The sequence below is a fragment of the Corallococcus sp. AS-1-12 genome, from assembly GCF_020036995.1.
In the GTDB taxonomy this organism is placed as follows: Bacteria; Myxococcota; Myxococcia; order Myxococcales; family Myxococcaceae; genus Corallococcus.
The window spans coordinates 233,076-252,218 of the sequence record NZ_JAIQDD010000002.1; the positions used below are offsets into that span (position 1 = coordinate 233,076).

Sequence of the window (19,143 nt, forward strand, 5' to 3'; positions counted from 1 at the left end):
TGTCTCAACTGGAGCCCGGACGGCCTCGCCGCTGGGCCATGCGCCGCAGGTTGTCCCGCCGCTGTGCTCCCGGGTCCTGCGCGGGCGCGGGAGCCGCCGCCGGTGGCGTGTCCTTTGGCGGTGACAGGTGGCCAGCGAGCGCGCGCACCGTGGGGTACTGGAAGAGCGTCACCAGCGGGACCTTGCGGCCCACCAGGGCCTCCAGCTTCGCGTGCACGGACTGGAGCAGCAGCGAGTTGCCGCCCAGGTCGAAGAAGTTGTCGCTCGCGCCCACGCGCTCCAGTCCCAGCACTCCGGCCCAGAGCGCCGCCAGCGTCTGCTCCAGGCCCGCCTCGGGGACGCGGTAGTCCTCGCTGAGTTCGGGGCGGTGCACGTCCGGCGCGGGCAGGGCCTTGCGGTCCAGCTTGCCGTTCGCGGTGAGGGGCAGCCGCTCCAGCACCACGAACGCCGACGGCACCGCGTGCTCCGCGAGCGACCGGCGCAGCGAGGCCCGCAGCGCGTCCACCGTGAACGCGGCCCCTTCGCGGAGCACCAGGTACGCGACCAGCCGGCGTTGTCCCGGCACGTCCTCGCGCACCTGCGCCACCGCCTCCTTCACCGGGGGCTGCGAAAGCAGCGCGGCCTCCACCTCGCCCAGTTCGATGCGGAAGCCTCGCAGCTTCACCTGCGAATCCGCGCGGCCCCGGAACTCCAGCGTGCCGTCCGCGAGCCACCGCACCACGTCGCCCGTGCGGTACAGCCGCGCGCCGGGCTCGCGGGAGAACGGATCCGGCCCGAAGCGCTCCGCCGTGAGCGCGGGCTGACCCAGATAGCCGCGCGCCACCTGGGCGCCTCCCAGGAACAGCTCGCCCCACAGCCCCACCGGCACGGGCTGTCCCGTGCCATCCAGCACGTACACGCGCACGTTCGGCTCCGGGCTCCCGATGGGGGGCAGCAGGCCTTCCGGCGCTTCGGGCTTCACGACGCCGGAGGTCGCGATGACGGTGTTCTCCGTGGGGCCGTAGCAGTTGAGCCACTGTCCCGGAGCGGAGGGGCCCGGACGGCGGTGCAGCACGTCACCGGCCACGTGCACCCGGCGCAGCGGCATGCCGGACGGCCACGGTTGCTCCAGCGCGGCCTCGGCCATGGGCGTGGGCAGCGTGGTGAGCGTGATGCCCTCCGCCGCGAGCCACCGCACCAGCCGCGCGGGCTCCGCGCGCACCTCGTCCGAGGGCAGGTGGAGGCTGGCGCCATGGGAGAGCGACGGCCAGGTCTCGAAGACGGTCGCGTCGAACGCGAGCCCCGTCAGCAGCGTGGCCCGGTCCCCCGGTTCAATCCCCGCCGCCGTGCCGAGCCCCGCGACGAGGTTCGCCAGCGTCCCATGCGTCACCGCGACGCCCTTGGGCCGGCCGGTGCTGCCGGACGTGTAGATGACGTAGGCCATCGCCTCCGCGTGCAGTGTCCCGCCGGGCGCGGTGACGGGCTGGGTCTCCAGCGTGGGCTCCGCGTCCAGGCAGAGCACGCGCACGCCGCATCCCTCGAAGCGGGAGGCGAAGGCCTGCCGGGTGACGACGATGCGCGCGCCACTGTCCGTGAGCACGTGCCGCCACCAGGCCTCCGGCCACGTCAGGTCCATGGGCAGGTACGCCCCGCCCGACTTGAGGATGCCCAGCGCGCCCCACACGTAGCCCGGCGTGCGGTCCACGCAGAGCGCGACCACGGTCTCCGGCTTCACGTCCTGCGCGCGCAGCAGGTTCGCGAGCTGGTTCGACCGGGCCTCCAGCTCCCCGAACGTCAGCCGCGCTCCCTCACCCGCCAGCGCGAGCGCCTCCGGTCTCCGCCGCGCCTGCTCCGCGATGCGCGAGGGCACGCGCAGGTCCTCGGGGACATCGAGCGCGGTGTCGTTCCACTCCACGAGGAGCTGCCCCCGCTCCGCCTCCGTCAGCAGCGACAGCGACGCGAGCGGACGCTCCGGATTCCGCGTCACCTGCTCCAGCAGCCGCAGGTAGTGCCCGGCCATGCGCTCCACCGTCGCCGCGTCGAAGAGCGCGGTGTTGTATTCCCAGTGCGTCAGCAACCCGGTGGCGGATTCGCGCATGAACAGGGTGAGGTCGTGCTTCGCGAGCCCTGGATCGAAGGGCACCGGCGCCGTCTCCAGCCCGCGCAGGGGGATGCCGGGGAAGTCCTTGAAGAGCGCGAACACGGCCTGGAACACGGGCGTGCGGCTCAGGTCCCGAGGCGTCTGGAGCGCGTCCACCAGTTGTTCGAAGGGCACCTCCTGGTGCGCGTACGCGCCCAGGCAGGTCTCCCGCACGCGGCCGAGGAGGGCCTGGAAGGACTCGGCGCCGGAGACCTTCACGCGCAGGGGCAGGGCGTTGACGAAGAAGCCGATGAGCCCCTCCACCTCGCGCTGGTTGCGGCCGGAGATGGGCGAGCCGACCACCACGTCGTCCTGTCCGCTGTAGCGCGACAGCAGGGCGTGGAAGCCCGCGAGCAGGGCCATGAAGGGCGTGACGCCCTGCTGGTGACACAGCTCGCGCACGGCGGCGTCCACCGCGGCGGGGATCCGCGCCATGTGGGCCGCGCCCGCCTGGGCCTGCACGGGCGGACGCGGCCGGTCGGTGGGCAGCTCCAGCGCGTGGGGCGCACCCTTCAGTTGCTGCTTCCACCACGTGAGCTGCGCATCGAGCGTTTCTCCCTGCAGCGTCGCGCGCTGCCAGCGGGCGTAGTCCGTGTACCGGATGGGCAGCGGCGGCAGGCGCGGCGTCTGGTTCCGGGTGAAGGCGTCGTAGAGGATGCCCAGCTCGCGCCCCATCACCTCCGTGGACCAGCCGTCCGTGATGATGTGGTGCATGAGCAGGAAGAGCGCGTGGTCCTCCGCGTCCAGCCGCAGCAGCGTCGCCGTCAGCAGCGGGCCCGAGCGCAGGTCGAAGACGTGGCGCATCCGCTCCTCCGCGCGCTGGCGCAGCACGGTGTCGCGCTCGTGGGGCGGCACGTCCTCCAGCCGCTCGAAGGCGAGCGCGAAGGGGACCGAAGGCAGGACGCGCTGGACGGGCTGGCCGTTCTCCTCCGCGAACACCGTGCGCAGCGCTTCGTGACGGTCGATGAGCGCCGTGAGTGACCGCTCCAGCGCCGCCACGTCGAGCGGTCCCTTGCACCGGATGAACAGCGGGACGTTGAAGGCGAACCCGCCTGGAGCGAGCGCGTCGATGAACCACAGCCGCTGCTGCGGGAAGGACTGGGGCGCGGAGTCTCCTGCCTCCGTGCGCACCAGGGGCGGTGCCTGGAGGGGATGGGCTTCCCGGCGAAGGGCTTCGATTCGCGCGGCCAGCTCCGCGAGCGTCGGGGCCTCGAAGAGCACGCGCACTGGCAGCTCCATCCGGAGCGACTCTCGCAGACGGGAGGCCACCTGGGTCGCGAGCAGCGAGTGCCCACCCAACTCGAAGAAGTGGTCGTGCATGCTCACGCGCTGCACGCCCAGCAGCGGTGCCCAGATGTCCGCGATGAGCTTCTCCACCGCGGAGACCGGGGCCACGTAGACGGTCCCGGGGATGGCCTCCTCCGTCGGGACGGGCAGGCCGTGGCGGTTCACCTTGCCGCTCGGGCCGAGGGGCAACGCGTCCATGCGCACGAGGGCGGAGGGCACCATGTACTCTGGCAGCCGCCGTGCCAGCGATTGTCTCAGCGCCTCCGCGGAGAAGGCCGCTTCCGGCTGGACCACGTAGGCCACCAGCCGCTTGAAGCCCGGCGTGTCCTCACGCAGGACGACGACCACGTCCTGGACGTCAGGCAGGGCGCGCAGGGCGGACTCCACTTCGCCCAGCTCGACGCGGAAGCCGCGCAGCTTCACCTGCCCGTCCAGGCGGCCCAGGAACTCCAGGTGTCCATTCGGGAGCCAGCGGGCCTTGTCTCCCGTGCGGTAGAGGCGGGCGCTGGGTGTGGAGCTGAAGGGGGAGGGCACGAAGCGCTCCGCCGTGAGGTCCGGCCGGTTGTGGTAGCCGTGCGCGAGTCCTTCGCCTCCGATGAACACCTCTCCTGGGACGCCGACGGGACTCGGATTCCCGCGTGCATCCAGGACGTAGGTCTGGACGTTGGTCAGCGGCGTGCCCACCGGAGGGAGCGCGGGCCACGTGCTCGGAGGTCCTGACGCGCGCCATGCGCTGGCGGCGTGCGTCTCCGAAGGGCCGTACTGGTTTTCGAGGACGCATCCGGGCAGCCGCTCGAAGAAGGCGACGAGGGCGGGCGTCACCTGGAGCTGCTCGCCCGCGGTGATGACCTCGTTGAGCGGGGGCAGCTCCGTCGCGGAGCGCGCTGCTTCGCTCAGCGACTGGAGCGCGACGAAGGGGAGAAAGAGCCGCTCCACCCGGTGCTGGGTGAGGAAGCGCAGCAGCGCCGGCGGGTCGCGGCGCAGCTCCGCGGAGCTGAGCAGCAGCCTTCCACCGAGGCACCAGGTGCCGAAGATTTCCTGGAAGGAGACATCGAAGTTGAGCGAGGCGAACTGGAGCGTGGTGGCTTCGGCGCGCACCGCGCGGCGCGTCTGCCACGCGAGCATGTTGCCGATGCCCCGGTGGGACATGGCGATGCCCTTGGGACGTCCGGTGCTGCCCGAGGTGAAGACGACGTAGCAGACGGCTTCGGGCGATAGCTCCACGTTGGGAGGCGTGGTGGGACGCGAGGCCAGTGAGACGCCCTCCAGCGTCACGATGCGCGCGGAGGTGCCCGGCGGAAGGGCGCGCACGAAGGCCTCGTGCGCGAGGACGACGGGCGCGCGGGTGTCCTCCACCATCAGGGCCAGACGCTCGGCCGGGTAGTTGGGGTCGAGCGGGACGTAGGCGGCGCCGGCCTTGAGGGTGGCGAGGACGGCGACGGGCATGTCCAGGCTGGAGCGCTCCAGGCACAGCCCGACGGAGCTTCCCGGCGTGACGCCCAGGGCGATGAGGTGGTGCGCGAGCTGGTTGGCGCGTGCATCCAGTCGCGCGTACGTCAGCGACTCCTCGCCGTTCGTCACCGCGACCGCCTCCGGTGTCCGCGCGACCTGCGCCTCCACCCACTGGTGCATCAGGCCGGGCTCGAAAGAGGTGTCCTTCGCGGCGTTCCACGTCACGACGACCTGCTTGCGTTCCTCCTCGGAGAGGAGCGGCAGGGCCGACAGGGGCTGCTCGGGATGGCGGACCGCTCCCTGGAGCAGCCGCACGTAGTGCCCGGCCATCCGGACGAGGGTCTCCTCCTCGAAGAGGGCGGTGTTGTACTCCCAGAAGGCGGTCAGCCCCTGCTCCGACTCGCGCACGAAGAGCATGAGGTCGAAGCGGGAGACGCCCGTCTGGAACGGGACGTCCTCCGCCTGGAGGCCGGGCAACGAGAAGGGGACGGCCGCCTGTTGAAGGACGAAGAGGGCCTGGACCAGCGGCGCGCGGCTCAGGTCTCGCGGCGGCCTGAGCATCTCCACGAGCTGTTCGAACGGCAGGTCCTGATGCGCGAAGGCGCCCAGGCAGCTCTCGCGTACCCCGCGCAGCAACCGCCGGAAGGAGCGCGAACCGGTGACGTCCGCGCGCAGGGCGAGCGTGTTGACGAAGAGGCCGAGCAACCCCTCCACCTCGCGGCGGTTGCGGCCGGAGATGGGCGAGCCGACCACCACGTCGTCCTGGCCGCTGTAGCGCGCGAGCAGGGCCTGGAAGCCCGCCAGCAGCGTCATGAACAGCGTGGTCCCTTCACGCTGGCCCATGGCGACGAGGGCGCTGGTCAGCGCGGGCGGGAGGGGGACCTCGATGTACGCGCCCTGGAAGGTCTGCACGGGCGGACGCGGCTTGTCGGTGGGCAGGTCCAGCACAGGCGGTGCCCCCGCGAGGTGCTCGCGCCACCACGCCACCTGCTCCTCCAGCACGTCGCCCTGCAACCACGCGCGCTGCCACAGGGCGTGGTCCGCGTACTGGACGGACAGCGGCGGGAGCGCGGCCTCCGTGCCCTGGAGCCGGGCGAGGTAGAGCGCGTCCAGCTCCTTCTGGAACAAGGCGATGGACCAGCCGTCGAAGACGCTGTGATGGAAGTTGAGGATGAGGACCTGATCCTCGTCCGCGACGCGGAGCAGGGTGGCCCGGACCAGGGGGCCTCGGCGCAGGTCGAAGGGGATCTGCGCTTCGGCCTCCACCTGGCGCTGGAGCGGACGGCGCGGATCCACGTCCACCTGCCTCACGGTGAGCTTCCACGCGGGCCCGATGCGTTGCACCGGCTGGCCGTCCACTTCGTCGAACGTGGTGCGCAGGATCTCGTGACGCCGGATGAGGGCGTTGAGCGCGTCCTCCAGCGCCTGGGTGTCCAGCCGTCCCCGGAGCCGGGTGACCAGGGGCAGGTTGTAGGCGTGCGCGCTGGTGTCCAGTTGCGAGACGAACCACAGCCGCTGCTGGGAGAACGACTGCGGGACGAGCTCGCCGCGAAGCTGGGGCACCAGCGGCGGGACGGCCTTCCGGTTCGCGCCGTGCAGGTGCTCCTCCAGGCGCGCGGCGAGCTGCGCGACGGTGGGCGCCTCGAAGAGGACTCGCAGGGACAGGTCCATCTGGAAGGCTTCTCGCAGCCGCGAGACCACCTGCGTGGCGAGCAGCGAGTGGCCACCCAATTCGAAGAAGTGGTCCTGCAGGCCCACGCGCGGCACCACGAGCAGGGAGGCCCAGATGTCGGCGATCACCTTCTCCACCGCCGTCATGGGCGCCAGGAACCCCGTGTCGTCCGCGGCTTCCTCGGTGGGCGCGGGCAGGCCGTGGCGGTTCACCTTGCCGCTCGGGCCCAGGGGCAGCGCGTCCATGCGCACCACGGCGGAGGGCACCATGTGCTCCGGCAGCCTTCGCGACAGCGCCTGCTTCAATGCCTCCGGTGAGAAGGACGCTTCCGGCTGGACCACGTAGGCCACCAGTTGCTTGTGGTCCGGCGTGTCCTCGCGGACCACGACGACGACGTCCCGCACGTCGGGCAGGGCGCGCAGGGCGGACTCCACTTCGCCCAGCTCCACGCGGAAGCCGCGCAGCTTCACCTGGCCATCCAGGCGGCCCAGGAACTCCAGTTGCCCATCCGCGAGCCAGCGGGCCTTGTCTCCCGTGCGGTAGAGGCGGGCGCCTGGGGTGGGACCGAATGGAGACGGGATGAAGCGCTCCGCGGTGAGGTCAGGCCGGCCGTGGTAGCCGTGCGCGAGCCCTTCGCCGCCCACGTACAGCTCGCCCGGAACTCCGACAGGGCAGGGCTCGCGGCGCGGGTCCAACACGTAGGCCTGGACCGAAGGCAGCGGCGTGCCCACCGGAGGAAGCGCGGGCCACGTGCTCGGGGCGCCCGAGGCACGCCACGCGGAGACCGCATGGGTCTCCGAAGGGCCGTACTGGTTCTCAAGGACGCAACCGGGCAGCCGCTCGAAGAAGGCGACGAGGGCGGGCGTCACCTGGAGCTGCTCGCCCGCGGTGATGACCTCGTTGAGCGGGGGCAGCTCCGTCGCGGAGCGCGCTGCTTCGCTCAGCGACTGGAGCGCGACGAAGGGGAGAAAGAGCCGCTCCACCCGGTGCTGGGTGAGGAAGCGCAGCAGCGCCGGCGGGTCGCGGCGCAGCTCCGCGGAGCTGAGCAGCAGCCTTCCACCGAGGCACCAGGTGCCGAAGATTTCCTGGAAGGAGACATCGAAGTTGAGCGAGGCGAACTGGAGCGTGGTGGCTTCGGCGCGCACCGCGCGGCGCGTCTGCCACGCGAGCATGTTGCCGATGCCCCGGTGGGACATGGCGATGCCCTTGGGACGTCCGGTGCTGCCCGAGGTGAAGACGACGTAGCAGACGGCTTCGGGCGATAGCTCCACGTTGGGAGGCGTGGTGGGACGCGAGGCCAGTGAGACGCCCTCCAGCGTCACGATGCGCGCGGAGGTGCCCGGCGGAAGGGCGCGCACGAAGGCCTCGTGCGCGAGGACGACGGGCGCGCGGGTGTCCTCCACCATCAGGGCCAGACGCTCGGCCGGGTAGTTGGGGTCGAGCGGGACGTAGGCGGCGCCGGCCTTGAGGGTGGCGAGGACGGCGACGGGCATGTCCAGGCTGGAGCGCTCCAGGCACAGCCCGACGGAGCTTCCCGGCGTGACGCCCAGGGCGATGAGGTGGTGCGCGAGCTGGTTGGCGCGTGCATCCAGTCGCGCGTACGTCAGCGACTCCTCGCCGTTCGTCACCGCGACCGCCTCCGGTGTCCGCGCGGCCTGCGCCTCCACCCAGACGTGGATCAGCCCCGACGCGGGGAGCCGCTCCTCACGGCTGTTCCATGCGACCAGGAGCTGCTCGCGCTCCTCCCTGGACAGAAGGGACAGCTCCGCCAGGGGCAGCTCGGGGTTCGCCGTGACGCCGTCGAGCAGCCGCACATAGTGCGCGGCCATCCGGGCGACGGTCGCCTCCTCGAAGAGGGCGGTGTTGTACTCCCAGTAGGCGACGAGCCCCTGGGGCGTCTGCCGCATGAACAGCATCAGGTCGAAGCGCGAGACGCCCGACTGGAACGGGAAGTCCTCCACCGCGAGGCCGGGCAGGGACAGCGGCGTCGCGGCCCGCTGGAGGACGAACATCGTCTGCACCAGGGGCGTCCGGCTCAGGTCTCGCGGTGGCTTGAGCGCGTCCACGAGCTGCTCGAAGGGCAGGTCCTGATGCGCGAACGCACCCAGGCAGCTCTCGCGCACCCCGCGCAGCAACTGCCGGAAGGAGCGCGAACCGGTGACGTCCGCGCGCAGGGCGAGCGTGTTGACGAAGAAGCCGATGAGCCCCTCCACCTCGCGGCGGTTGCGGCCGGAGATGGGCGAGCCGACGACGACGTCCTCCTGGCCGCTGTAGCGCGCGAGCAGGGCCTGGAACCCCGCCAGCAGCGTCATGAACAGCGTGGCGCCTTCTTGCTGCCCCAGCCGTTGGAGCGAGCCATGGAGGGGCTGGGGCAGCAGCACCTCGAAGTTCGCGCCCTGGAAGGTCTGCACGGGCGGACGTGGCTTGTCGGTGGGCAGGTCCAGCACGGGCGGTGCTCCCGCCAGCGCCTCGCGCCACCACGCGAGCTGGTCCTCCAGCTCCTCCCCCTGGAACGACTCCCGCTGCCACCGCGCGTAGTCCACGTACTGGAGGGACAGGGGCGGCAGCGCGCCCTGGCCCCGCGAGGCATAGAGCGCGTTCAGCTCCCGCTGGAGCACGTCGATGGACCACCCGTCGAAGACGATGTGGTGGATGACGAGCATCAACACCTGATCGTCATCGGCGACGCGCAGGAGCAGCCCGCGCACCAGCGGCCCGCGCCGCAGGTCGAACGGGCGCCGCGCCTCCGTGGCCAGTTGCTCCGGGAGCTTCGCGGGCTCCACGTCCGCCCTCGCCAGCGTGAAGTCCCAGGGCGGCCCGATGCGCTGCACCGGCTGACCGTCCACCTCGTTGAACGTGGTCCGCAGGACCGCGTGCCGCTGGATGATCTCCGCGAGGCTCCGCTCCAGCGCGTCCACGTCCAGCGCGCCCCGCAGCCGGGTGACCATGGGCACGTTGTAGGAGTACCCCAGCGTGTCGAGCTGGGAGATGAACCACAGCCGCTGCTGCGCGAAGGACTGCGGCAACCAGCCGTCGCGGGGACCGGGTGCCAGCGGCAGGGACTGGATCCGGCTGCTCTCCCTCCGGAGTGCATCGATGCGCGCCGCGAGGCTGGTGACCGTGGGCGCCTCGAATAGCGCCCGCACGGACAGGTCCACCTGGAACGTCTCCCGCAGCCGGGAGGTGACCTGCGTCGCGAGCAGCGAGTGCCCGCCCAGCTCGAAGAAGGAGTCCTGCGTGCCCACTCGCGTGCGGCCCAGGAGCGCGGCCCAGACCTCGGCCACCGCCGTCTCCGTCGGGGTGACCGGGGCCACGTAGGCGTCCTCCGCGAGCGTGTCGCCCACGGGCGTGGGGAGCGCCCTCCGGTCCACCTTGCCCACGGGCGTCAGCGGCAGCCGGTCCAGCTTCACGAAGGCGGCGGGGACCAGCGGCGCCGGAAGCCGGGCGGACAGGCGCGAGCGCAGCGTGTTCACGTCCACGTCCGCGCCGGTCACATAGGCCACCAGCCGCTTGTCACCGGGGGCGTACTCGCGCACCTCCGCCACGGCGTCCTCCACGCCGGGCAGGTGGCGCAGGGCGGTCTCGATCTCTCCCAGCTCGATGCGGAAGCCGCGCAGCTTCACCTGCGTGTCCGCTCGCCCCATGAACGCCAGCTCGCCGGAAGGCAGCCACCGGGCGCGGTCGCCCGTGCGGTACAGCCGTGCGCCGGGGACGTCGCTGAAGGGGTGGGGCACGAAGCGGTCCGCGGTGAGGTCCGGCCGGTCCAGGTAGCCCCACGCCAGGCCGTCGCCTCCTACGTACAAGTCGCCCACGACGCCGGGCGGCACCGGCTCCAGGCGCGCGTCCAGCACCAGCGCCTGCGAGTTCTCCAACGGGCGGCCAATGGGCACGGGCATCCGCGCATCCAGGTCCCGCTTCACCTGATACGTGGCGGAGAAGGTGGTGTTCTCCGTGGGCCCGTAGCCGTTGGTGACCGCGCGGCCCGCGTCCAGCAGCTTGCGCGCGGCCAGCGGGGACAGCACGTCACCGCCCGTGAGGACCTGCCCCACGCGTGCGAGCGCCGCGGGCCGGTTCAGCGCCATCTGCTCGAAGAACGCCGTGGTGAGGAACATCACGCTGATGCGCTCGCGCTCCAGCGTCGCTTCCAGCTCCTCCAGCGACGGCGTCACCGGCGGATAGAGGAACAGCTTCGCGCCGCCGAGCAGCGCGCCCCAAAGCTCCAGCGTCGCGGCGTCGAACGACGTGGTGGCCAGTTGGAGGACGACGTCGTCCGCACTGAACCGGACGTAGGACACGCCCTTCACCAGCCGCGTCACGCCCCGGTGGGGAACGCCCACGCCCTTGGGCCGGCCGGTGCTCCCGGACGTGTACATGACGTACGCGAGCGCGTCCGCGGGGACCCGCACGTCGGGCGCGGCCCTGGGTTGCGCCTCGAAGGCCCGCCAGGACGGGTCGAGCACCACGACCCGTGACGCCAGGCCCTTCAGCGAGGACTCGCGTCCCTGCTCCAGCAGGAGCACGGCGATGCGGGCGTCGCGCGCCATGAGCTCCAGGCGCTCGGGGGGATAGCCTGGATCCAGCGGGACATACGCGCCACCGGCCTTGAGGATGGCGAGCGTCGCCACGACCATCTCCAGCGACCGGCCCGCGCACAAGCCCACCGGCGTGCCCAGCCGCACGCCCTGGCCCCGCAGGTGATGCGCGAGCTGGTTCGCCCGCGCCTCCAGCTCCGCGTACGTGAGCCGCCCGCCTGCCGCCTCCACGGCCACCGCGCCGGGCGTCCGCGCGGCCTGCTCCGCGAAGAGCGCGGGCAGCGACGCATCGCGAGGGTAGGGGACGGCCGCTCCCGTCCCCTGGTCGAGCAGGTGCCGCCGCTCCCGCGCGGTGAGCAGCGGAAGCGTGGCCACGGGGCGCTCGGGCTCCGCGACCGCGGCCTCCAAGAGGCGCGTGTAGTGCTCCGCGAAGCGCGCCACCGTCGCGGCGTCGAAGAGGTCGGTGCTGTACTCCCAGAGCCCCACGAGCCCCTCCGGCGTCTCGCGCAGGAAGACGGTGAGGTCCATGCGCGACACGCCCGGCTCGAAGTCCAGCTCGGACGTGCGCAGCCCCTCCAGCGCCAGCGCGGGCACGGCCGAGTGCTGGAGCGTGAAGAACACCTGGAACAGGGGAGGGCGGCTCAGGTCTCGCTCGGGCTGGAGCGCGTCCACCAGTTGCTCGAAGGGGACCTCCTGGTGCGCGTACGCGTCCAGGCACGTCTTGCGCACGCGGCGCAGCAGCTCCCCGAAGCCGAGCGCGCCTTCACCCTGCACGCGCAGGGGCAGCGTGTTGATGAAGAAGCCGATGAGCGGCTCCACCTCCTGGCGCGTGCGGCCGGAGATGGGGGACCCGATGACGACGTCGTCCTGGCCGCTGAGCCGCGACAGCAGCAGGTGCATGCCGCCCAGGAGCGCCATGAACAGCGTCACGCCCTGCTTGCGGCACAGCGCGTCCAGCGCCTTCCCCAACCCCGGAGGCAGCGCGTGCCGGTACACCGCGCCCCGGGTGGACTGCGCGGCGGGACGGGGGCGGTCCGTGGGCAGCTCCAGCGCGGCGGGCGCGCCCGACAACTCACCCCGCCACCACTCCAGTTGCTGCCTCAGGTGCTCGCCCTGGAGCCACTGCCGCTGCCACACGGCATGATCCGCGTACTGCACCGGCAGCGCGGGAAGCTGCGGCGTCGTGCCTGCGCGAAAGGCCGCGTAGAGCGCCTGAAGCTCCCGCTCCATCACCGTGAGCGACCAGCCGTCGCAGCAGATGTGATGCAGCATCAGGAGCAGCACGTGCTCCGCCTCCCCCAGCCGCAGGAGCCGCACGCGCACCAGCGGTCCCGCGCCCAGGTCGAAGGGCACGCGCGCCTCCGCCTCCGCGGCCTGTCGCAGGGCCTGCTCCCGCTCGGACGCGGGCAGCGCCTCCAGCGACTCCACGTGCAGCGGCAGGCGCAGCGACGGCGCGATGCGCTGCACCGGCTGGCCTTCCACGACCGCGAAGGTGGTGCGCAGCGCTTCGTGCCGCTCCACCAGCACGGCCAGCGCCCGCTCCAGCGCGGGGACGTGCAGCGCGCCCGTGAGCCGCGCGAAGTACGGGACGTTGTAGGAGATGCCCCCGGGCGTGAGCTGCTCGATGAACCACATCCGCTGCTGCCCGAAGGACAGCGGCAGCAGGGCGTCACGGGGGACGGGCACCACGGGCGGCGCTCGACGACGGGGCCTCGCCGGGGACTTCGGCGCGGGGGCGGAAGGGGAGCCGGGGTGCTCGGTCGTCATGTCGCGCTCGGGGGAAGGCGGGGGAAGGGGGCCGCCCTCCAGGGGCGGCGCGGCTCAAGCGGTCTGCTCCTGGCGCAGCTCGTCGCACAGCGTGGCCACCGCCTGGAGCGTGTTGAACAGCTCCACCATGGACACCTCCACGCCCAGCTCGCTCTCGATGCGATTGGACAGGACCGTGGCCATCAGGGAGTTGCCGCCCATCTCCAGGAAGTGGTCCTCCGGGCGCACCACCTCCACGCCCAGCAACTCCTTCCACCACGCCGCGAGCTTCGCTTCCGTGTCCGTGAGGCGGGCGGCTTCTTCGGGGCTCGGGTTCAAGGCCGTTCCTCCTGCCTGCTCACGCGGGCTTCAGCCGCTCGCGCAGCAGGTACTTGCGCACCTTGCCGGTGGCCGTCTTGGGCATCTCGTCGATGAGGTCCAGGCGGTCCGGCCAGTACTGGTTGGACATGCCCTGCTGCTTGAGGTGGTCGCGCAGCTCGGTGAGCGTGGGCGGGGCCTCTCCCTCGCGCACCACCACCACGGCGCACACCCGCTCGCCGCCAATCTTGTCGTCGGAGTGCGCGACGACCGCGACTTCCTTCACCTTCGGGTGCGAGTACAGCGCGGACTCCACCTCCACCACGGGGATCTTGTACCCGTACCGGAAGATGACGTCCTTCAGCCGCCCCACGATGCGGATGCCGCCGCGCCCGTCGTCGCGCGCCAGGTCGCCCGTGTCGAACCAGCCCTCCGGGTCCACCGCCGCGGCGTACACGTCGTCACGCTTGAAGTAGGTGAGGCACTGGCTGGCGCCTCGCACCAGCAGCCGCCCCGTCCCGTCCGGATACGGCGTGCCGTCCTCCGCGAGCGCCGGGACGATTCGCGTCTCCATCCACGCCACCGCGCGCCCGTCGCTCTGGCTGGGCCAGTCCGGCTGGTCCTCGTGCCGGGTGATGGTGACCGCGCCGTTCTCCGTCATGCCCCACAGCGTGTGCAGCCGCACGCCGAACACCTCGCGCACCGCCGCGATGAGGTGCGGCGGCACCGGGATGGAGCCCGTGGCCAACTGCCGCAGCGAGGAGGTGTCGCGCTGGCGCTTTCGCTGCAACGCGATGAGGTTCATCAGGTACGTGGGAATGCCGTACGTGAACGTGACGCCGTGCTCCTCGAAGAGCTTGAGCGTCAGCTCCGGGTCGCCCACGTCCATGTAGATGGCCGTGGCCCCCAGCAGGATGGGCATCAGGTACGAGTACGTGAAGCCCGTGGACGCCGTCAGCAGCGACGGCAGCGCCACCACGTCCGTCCCGTCGATGCCCAGCGTGTCGCACAGCGCGCGCGTGATGCCGTAGTTCGTGTTGTGCGAGTGCACCACGCCCTTCGGCTCCCCCGTGGTGCCGGACGTGTAGAGGATGTTGCACACGTCGTCCGCGGACGCCGGGGCCACGCCCTCCAGCGACGCCTCCTGCTCCCACTCGCGCTCGATGAAGTGGCGCTCGAAGTCCCGCTCGCCCGCCTGGAGGTCCGTGTTGCTCCCCAGCAGCACCCGGTGGCGCAGCGACGGCAGCACCGCCGCGATGTCCCGCGCCATGTCCCGGTGCGAGTGCCCCGTCCACGACGTGGGGCCCACGTACACGGAGGCCTCCGTGCGCCCCAGGATGAACTCCACCTCGCGCCGCCGGTAGTCCGGCGGAATGGGCGCGATGACCGCCCCCAGCCGCGCGCACGCCAGCGCCAGCGCCGTGAAGTGCCACCCGTTGGGCAACTGCACCGCGACGATGTCCTCGCGCCCCACCCCCAGCTCGCGCAGGCCCAGCGCGAACCGGTCCATGTAGCGCGCCAGCTCCGCGTACGTCAGCCGCGTGATGTCCTTGGAAAAGTACCGTGCGGCGATGATCGCGGTCTTGTCCGGGTGCGCCTGGACGCAGCGACGCAGATCGTCAACCACCGTGGTGTCACGCCACCAACCCTTTCGGCGGTACTCCGAACCCTTCTCCAATGCCGCTGCGTTATGGAAACGCTGCCCCATCTGAAGGTCTCCTCCGAGTGACGTGAAACCGGGGAATGCTGGGCCTTCCGCGCGTGTAACACCGCGAGATTACCGGGCAAGGCGATTTTTTCTCGTACATCTATATCTTAAGAAAAACCGCGTTGACGGCGCATGATGCGATTTCCTAGGGTGTCTCACAACAGCCGGATTCCTGGGCTGTGACAGCGACGCTACGGGCATGACTTTCTCGGCGAATCCAACGACCCCCGGGCTGTCGCGCGACGCGCGGACGCCAGAAGAACCCACGGCCTCCGGCGGCCCGGTGACGCCTGCTCGCACCGGGGACGGGGCTGCGGGCGCCGCGTCGGAGGCGGGGTTTGCGCTGCTGCCCCAACGGGCGAAGCGCGTTCGCCGGACCATCGTGCGGCTGGCGGCGACGCCGTCGGGCTGTCACCTGGGCGGCTCGCTGTCCATGGTGGAGATATTGGTGGCGCTGCTGGGCCGGGTGATGCGCGTGGATCCGCGCGCGCCGAAGGCGCCGGAGCGCGACCACCTCATCCTGTCCAAGGGGCACGCGGCGGCGGGGCTCTACGCGGCGCTGGCGGAGTTCGGCTTCGTGGACGTGGAGACGCTGGTGCGCGAGTACAACGCGGACGGCAGCATCTTCACCGGCCACGTGAACGCGGCGGTGCCGGGCGTGGAGTTCGCCACCGGCAGCCTGGGCCACGGGCTGGGGCTGGGCGTGGGGCTGACGCTCGCGCACGTGCTGCGCGGGGAGCCCAACCGCACCTTCGTCGTCTGCGGCGACGGGGAGATGGGCGAGGGCTCCAACTGGGAAGCGCTCCAGGTGGCGTCGCACCGCAAGCTCACCGGTTTGACGTTGATCATCGACCGCAACGGCGGGCAGAACGACGGCCCCACCGAGTCCATCCTGTCGCAGGAGGCGCTGGTGCGGAGGCTGGACGCGTTCGGCTTCCAGTCGCTGGAGGTGGACGGGCACGACCTGCCCGCGCTGGTGGCCGCGCTGGAGGCGCCGGTGGTGGACGGCCGTCCGCGCGCCATCGTCGCCCGGACGCAGAAGGGCGCGGGCGTGCCGATGCTCAAGGGCAAGGGGCCGCACTACGCGGTGTTCTCGCCGGAGCACCTGCGCCGGGCGCTCGCGTCGCTGGGGGAGGACGGACAGTGAGCGCGTCGCTGGCCCCCGAGGTGGATCTGGCCCTGGCGCCGGAGGCGTGGCTCGCCGCGCACCCGGAGCTGTCCAACCGGCTGGTGTTCCGGCACGCGGCGGCGCGCTTCGCGCAAGAGGACGCGCGCGTCGTCTTCCTGGAGGCGGACCTGGGCGGCGGAGGCGATCCGTTCGAGAAGCGCCACCCCCAGCGCTACTTCAACCTGGGCATCTGCGAGGCCACCATGCTGGACATGGCGTGTGGCCTGGCGCACGGCGGACACACCGTCATCGCGCACAGCTTCGCGGCCTTCGGCGTGATGCGCGCGTGCGAGCAGGTGCGGCTGAACCTGGCCTATGCGCGCGCCAACGTGAAGCTGGTGTGCGACTACGGCGGCGTGGCGGGCGCCTTCTTCGGCCCCACGCACCACGCCATCGAAGACCTGGCCGTGCTGCGCGCGATGCCCAACCTCACCGTGGTGTCGCCCGCGGACGGCCTGGAGACGGTGCAGGCCACGCGCGCGATGCTCCAGCACGACGGCCCCGTCTACCTGCGGCTGGGCCGCAACCGCGTCACCCGGCTGGACCTCCCGCGCCCGCCCTTCGAGCTGGGCCGCGCCGCGCTCCTGCGCGAGGGCGACGACGTGGGGCTGCTGGCGCACGGCGAGGTGGGCGTGTCCGTGGCGCTGGACGCCGCGAAGCTGCTGGAGGCGCGGGGCGTCAGCGCGCGCGTGCTCAACGTGCACACGCTGAAGCCGCTGGACGAGGAGGCGGTGCGCGAGACGGCGGCGCGCACGCGGCTCCTGGTGACGGTGGAGGAGCACAACGTGCTGGGCGGCCTGGGCAGCGCGGTGTGCGAGACGGTGTGCTCGCTGGACCTTCAGCGCCGCGTGCTGCGCGTGGGTTTGCAGGACCGGTACGACTCACGCGCCGGCTCGCACGAGGCCCTGCTCCAGGGCCATGGGCTGGAGGGCGGGCAGGTGGCCGAGCGCATCCTGGGAGTGCTCCCAAGAACCCCGGTGTTTGCCGTGGAACCCGCAACGAGGAGGGACTGACATGCAGGTCCAGAACCCGAACCCGATGACGCAGTCCGTCCCCCCGGAGCAGTGCCCGTTGTGCGCGCAGCCGGTGCCGGGCGGCAACCGGCTGGTGGGCGAGGTGCTCTCCTGTGACGGCTGTTCCGCCGAGCTGGAGGTGGTGGGCATCAACCCGCTGCGGCTCGAGGAAGCACCCGAGGTCGAGGAAGACTGGGGAGAGTAGCCCCGCGCCATGCGCAAGGTCGACCTCGTCTATACGCGCGTGCGCACCGAGGAGAAGCTCCTCCTCGAGGCGCTGCGCAGGCGCGACTGCGCCGTCAACCTGGTGCAGGACTCCGGGATGGTGCTGTCCATGGACCGGCAGCGCCTCACCGAGGCCGACACCGTGTTGATGCGCAGCATGTCCTTCACGCGTGCGCGCTACCTGGCCACGTTCCTGGAGATGAAGGGGCTGCGCGTGCTCAACAGCGCGAGGACCATCTCCCTGTGCGGGGACAAGGCGCTCACCAGCGCGGCCCTGGCCGCGAAGGGCGTGCCCATGCCGTGGTCGTTCGTGGCCTTCGACGAGGACGCGTGCCTGGAGGCGATTGAGCACAAGGGCTACCCGGTGGTGACCAAGCCCGTGCTGGGCAGTTGGGGCCGGATGGTGGCCCGGCTGGACTCGCGCAGCGCGGCGGAAGGGGTGCTGTCCACGCGCTTCGGCACCGGCGGCGCGCAGGACCACGTGTCGCTGGTGCAGGAGTACGTGGACAAGCCGGGCTACGACCTGCGCGTCTACGTCATCGGCCGCGCGGTGGGCGGCCTCCGGCGGCGCTCCGAGCATTGGATCACCAACACCGCGCGCGGCGCCGTGCCGGAGCGCTACGAAGTCCCGGTGGTGCACGCGAAGCTGGCGGAGGCAGCGGCGGAGGCGGTGGGCGGGGACATGGTGGCGGTGGACCTGCTGGAGACGCGCGGCGGCGACATCTACGTCAACGAAATCAACCACTGCGTGGAGTTCGCGCGCAGCATCGACGAGACGGGCGTCCCGCTGCCGGACCTCATCGCGGAGTACGTCGCTTCCGGAGCGGGAGCGCGGCGATGAGCGTGCGCGTGGCGGTGCTGGGAGCCGCGGGCTACACCGGCGGCGAGGTGCTGCGCCTGCTGCTCGCGCACCCGGCCGTGGAGGTGGTGCAGGCCACCTCCGGCCAGTTCGCCGGCAAGCGCCTGGACTTCCCGCACCCGCACCTGCGCGGGGTGGGGACGCTGCGCTACACGCCGCACGACGCGCTGGAGCCCTGCGACGTGCTGGTGAGCTGCATGCCGCAGGGGGAGCTGCTCCAGCGCTGGCCGAAGGTGTCCCGGCTGGCGGAGCGGGTGGTGGACCTGAGCGCGGACTTCCGCCTGGACGCCGCGGGGCACGCGCGCTGGTACGGCAAGCACCCGCGCCCGGACGACGTGCCCGCGTTCGTCTACGGGCTGCCGGAGTGGATGGGTGACGCGCTGACGAACGCGCGCCACGTCGCGGTGCCCGGCTGCATGGCGCACGCGGGGCTGCTGGCGCTGTTGCCGCTCTTGCACGCGGGGCTCGCGCGCCCGGACGTGCTGGTGGTGGACGCGAAGACGGGCTCGTCTGGAGGCGGCTCCACGCCGGACCGCTCCTCGCACCACCCGGAGCGCGCGAACGCGCTGCGCTGCTACAAGCCGGTGGGCCACCGGCACACGGGGGAGCTGGAGGGCGTGGTGGCGCGCGTCACGGGCCAGCAGCCCACCATCCACTTCAGCGCCACGGCGGTGCCGGGGGTGCGCGGCATCCTGGCGACGGTGCACGCCTTCGCGGCGCGTCCGGTGGAGGAGGCGGAGGTGGTGCGCGCCATCGCCACGCGCTACCGCGAGAAGCCCTTCGTGCGGCTGTTGCGCCCCAGCGCGTCGCTCTCGCCGTTCCCGGAGCCCGGGCCGTTGCTGGGCACGAACCACTGTGACCTGTCGGTGGACGTGGACGCGGAGCGGGGCCGCATCGTGGTGAACGCGGCCATCGACAACCTGGTGAAGGGCGCCGCCGGCACGGCGGTGCATGCGCTGAACCTGATGCTGGGCCGCCCGGAGACGGAAGGGCTGGGCTTCCGGGGCCTGCATCCGCTCTAGACCGCTGTTCATTCCGAGGAGC

At 71.9% G+C, this 19,143-nt stretch carries 8 protein-coding genes; 5 read left to right on the forward strand and 3 right to left on the reverse strand.

Going from position 1 to position 19,143, the window contains the following annotated elements; all coding sequences use genetic code 11:
- Positions 1–4: 4 nt before the first annotated feature.
- Genes K8556_RS03395 through K8556_RS03405 form a run of 3 tightly spaced genes read right to left on the reverse strand, consistent with a single transcriptional unit; the run spans position 5 to position 14,753 of the window.
- Entirely contained in the window at positions 5–12,829 is a 12,825-nt protein-coding gene (locus K8556_RS03395; protein WP_223738555.1) for a non-ribosomal peptide synthase/polyketide synthase, read from the reverse strand.
- A gap of 54 nt (positions 12,830–12,883) precedes the next feature.
- Positions 12,884–13,147 carry a phosphopantetheine-binding protein gene (locus K8556_RS03400; RefSeq protein WP_223738556.1) on the reverse strand — a complete coding sequence of 88 codons (264 nt, stop codon included), beginning with the start codon at positions 13,145–13,147 and terminating at the stop codon, positions 12,884–12,886.
- 19 nt (positions 13,148–13,166) lie between these two features.
- The gene (locus K8556_RS03405; protein ID WP_223738557.1) at positions 13,167–14,753 is read right to left on the reverse strand and encodes an AMP-binding protein; all 1,587 of its coding nucleotides are present in this window, start codon (positions 14,751–14,753) and stop codon (positions 13,167–13,169) included.
- A 280-nt stretch (positions 14,754–15,033) separates the two neighbouring features.
- Here K8556_RS03405 and K8556_RS03410 point away from each other — a divergent pair, with 280 nt between their 5' ends.
- Genes K8556_RS03410 through argC form a run of 5 tightly spaced genes read left to right on the forward strand, consistent with a single transcriptional unit; the run spans position 15,034 to position 19,121 of the window.
- Complete coding sequence (locus K8556_RS03410; protein WP_223738558.1) at positions 15,034–15,981, forward strand: transketolase; 948 nt, start codon at positions 15,034–15,036, stop codon at positions 15,979–15,981.
- A complete protein-coding gene (locus tag K8556_RS03415; protein ID WP_223738559.1) occupies positions 15,978–17,015 on the forward strand; it encodes a transketolase C-terminal domain-containing protein in 1,038 nt (345 codons plus the stop codon). The genes K8556_RS03410 and K8556_RS03415 overlap by 4 nt, the downstream gene beginning before the upstream one ends.
- Before the next feature lies 1 nt (position 17,016).
- Positions 17,017–17,220, forward strand: a complete 204-nt coding sequence (gene lysW, locus K8556_RS03420; RefSeq protein ID WP_223738560.1) for a lysine biosynthesis protein LysW — start codon at positions 17,017–17,019, stop codon at positions 17,218–17,220.
- 9 nt (positions 17,221–17,229) lie between these two features.
- The gene (locus K8556_RS03425; RefSeq protein ID WP_223738561.1) at positions 17,230–18,081 is read left to right on the forward strand and encodes a RimK family alpha-L-glutamate ligase; all 852 of its coding nucleotides are present in this window, start codon (positions 17,230–17,232) and stop codon (positions 18,079–18,081) included.
- Entirely contained in the window at positions 18,078–19,121 is a 1,044-nt protein-coding gene (argC, locus tag K8556_RS03430; protein ID WP_223738562.1) for an N-acetyl-gamma-glutamyl-phosphate reductase, read from the forward strand. Before K8556_RS03425 ends, argC begins: the two co-directional genes overlap by 4 nt.
- Positions 19,122–19,143 lie beyond the last annotated feature (22 nt).

Excerpts from the sequence above, each read along its gene's own strand:
- K8556_RS03395 (WP_223738555.1), bottom strand. The coding sequence starts at position 12,829 with ATGACGACCGAGCACCCCGGCTCCCCTTCCGCCCCCGCGCCGAAGTCC.
- K8556_RS03425 (WP_223738561.1), top strand. The coding sequence starts at position 17,230 with ATGCGCAAGGTCGACCTCGTCTATACGCGCGTGCGCACCGAGGAGAAG.
- lysW (WP_223738560.1), top strand. The coding sequence starts at position 17,017 with ATGCAGGTCCAGAACCCGAACCCGATGACGCAGTCCGTCCCCCCGGAG.
- argC (WP_223738562.1), top strand. The coding sequence starts at position 18,078 with ATGAGCGTGCGCGTGGCGGTGCTGGGAGCCGCGGGCTACACCGGCGGC.
- K8556_RS03410 (WP_223738558.1), top strand. The coding sequence starts at position 15,034 with ATGACTTTCTCGGCGAATCCAACGACCCCCGGGCTGTCGCGCGACGCG.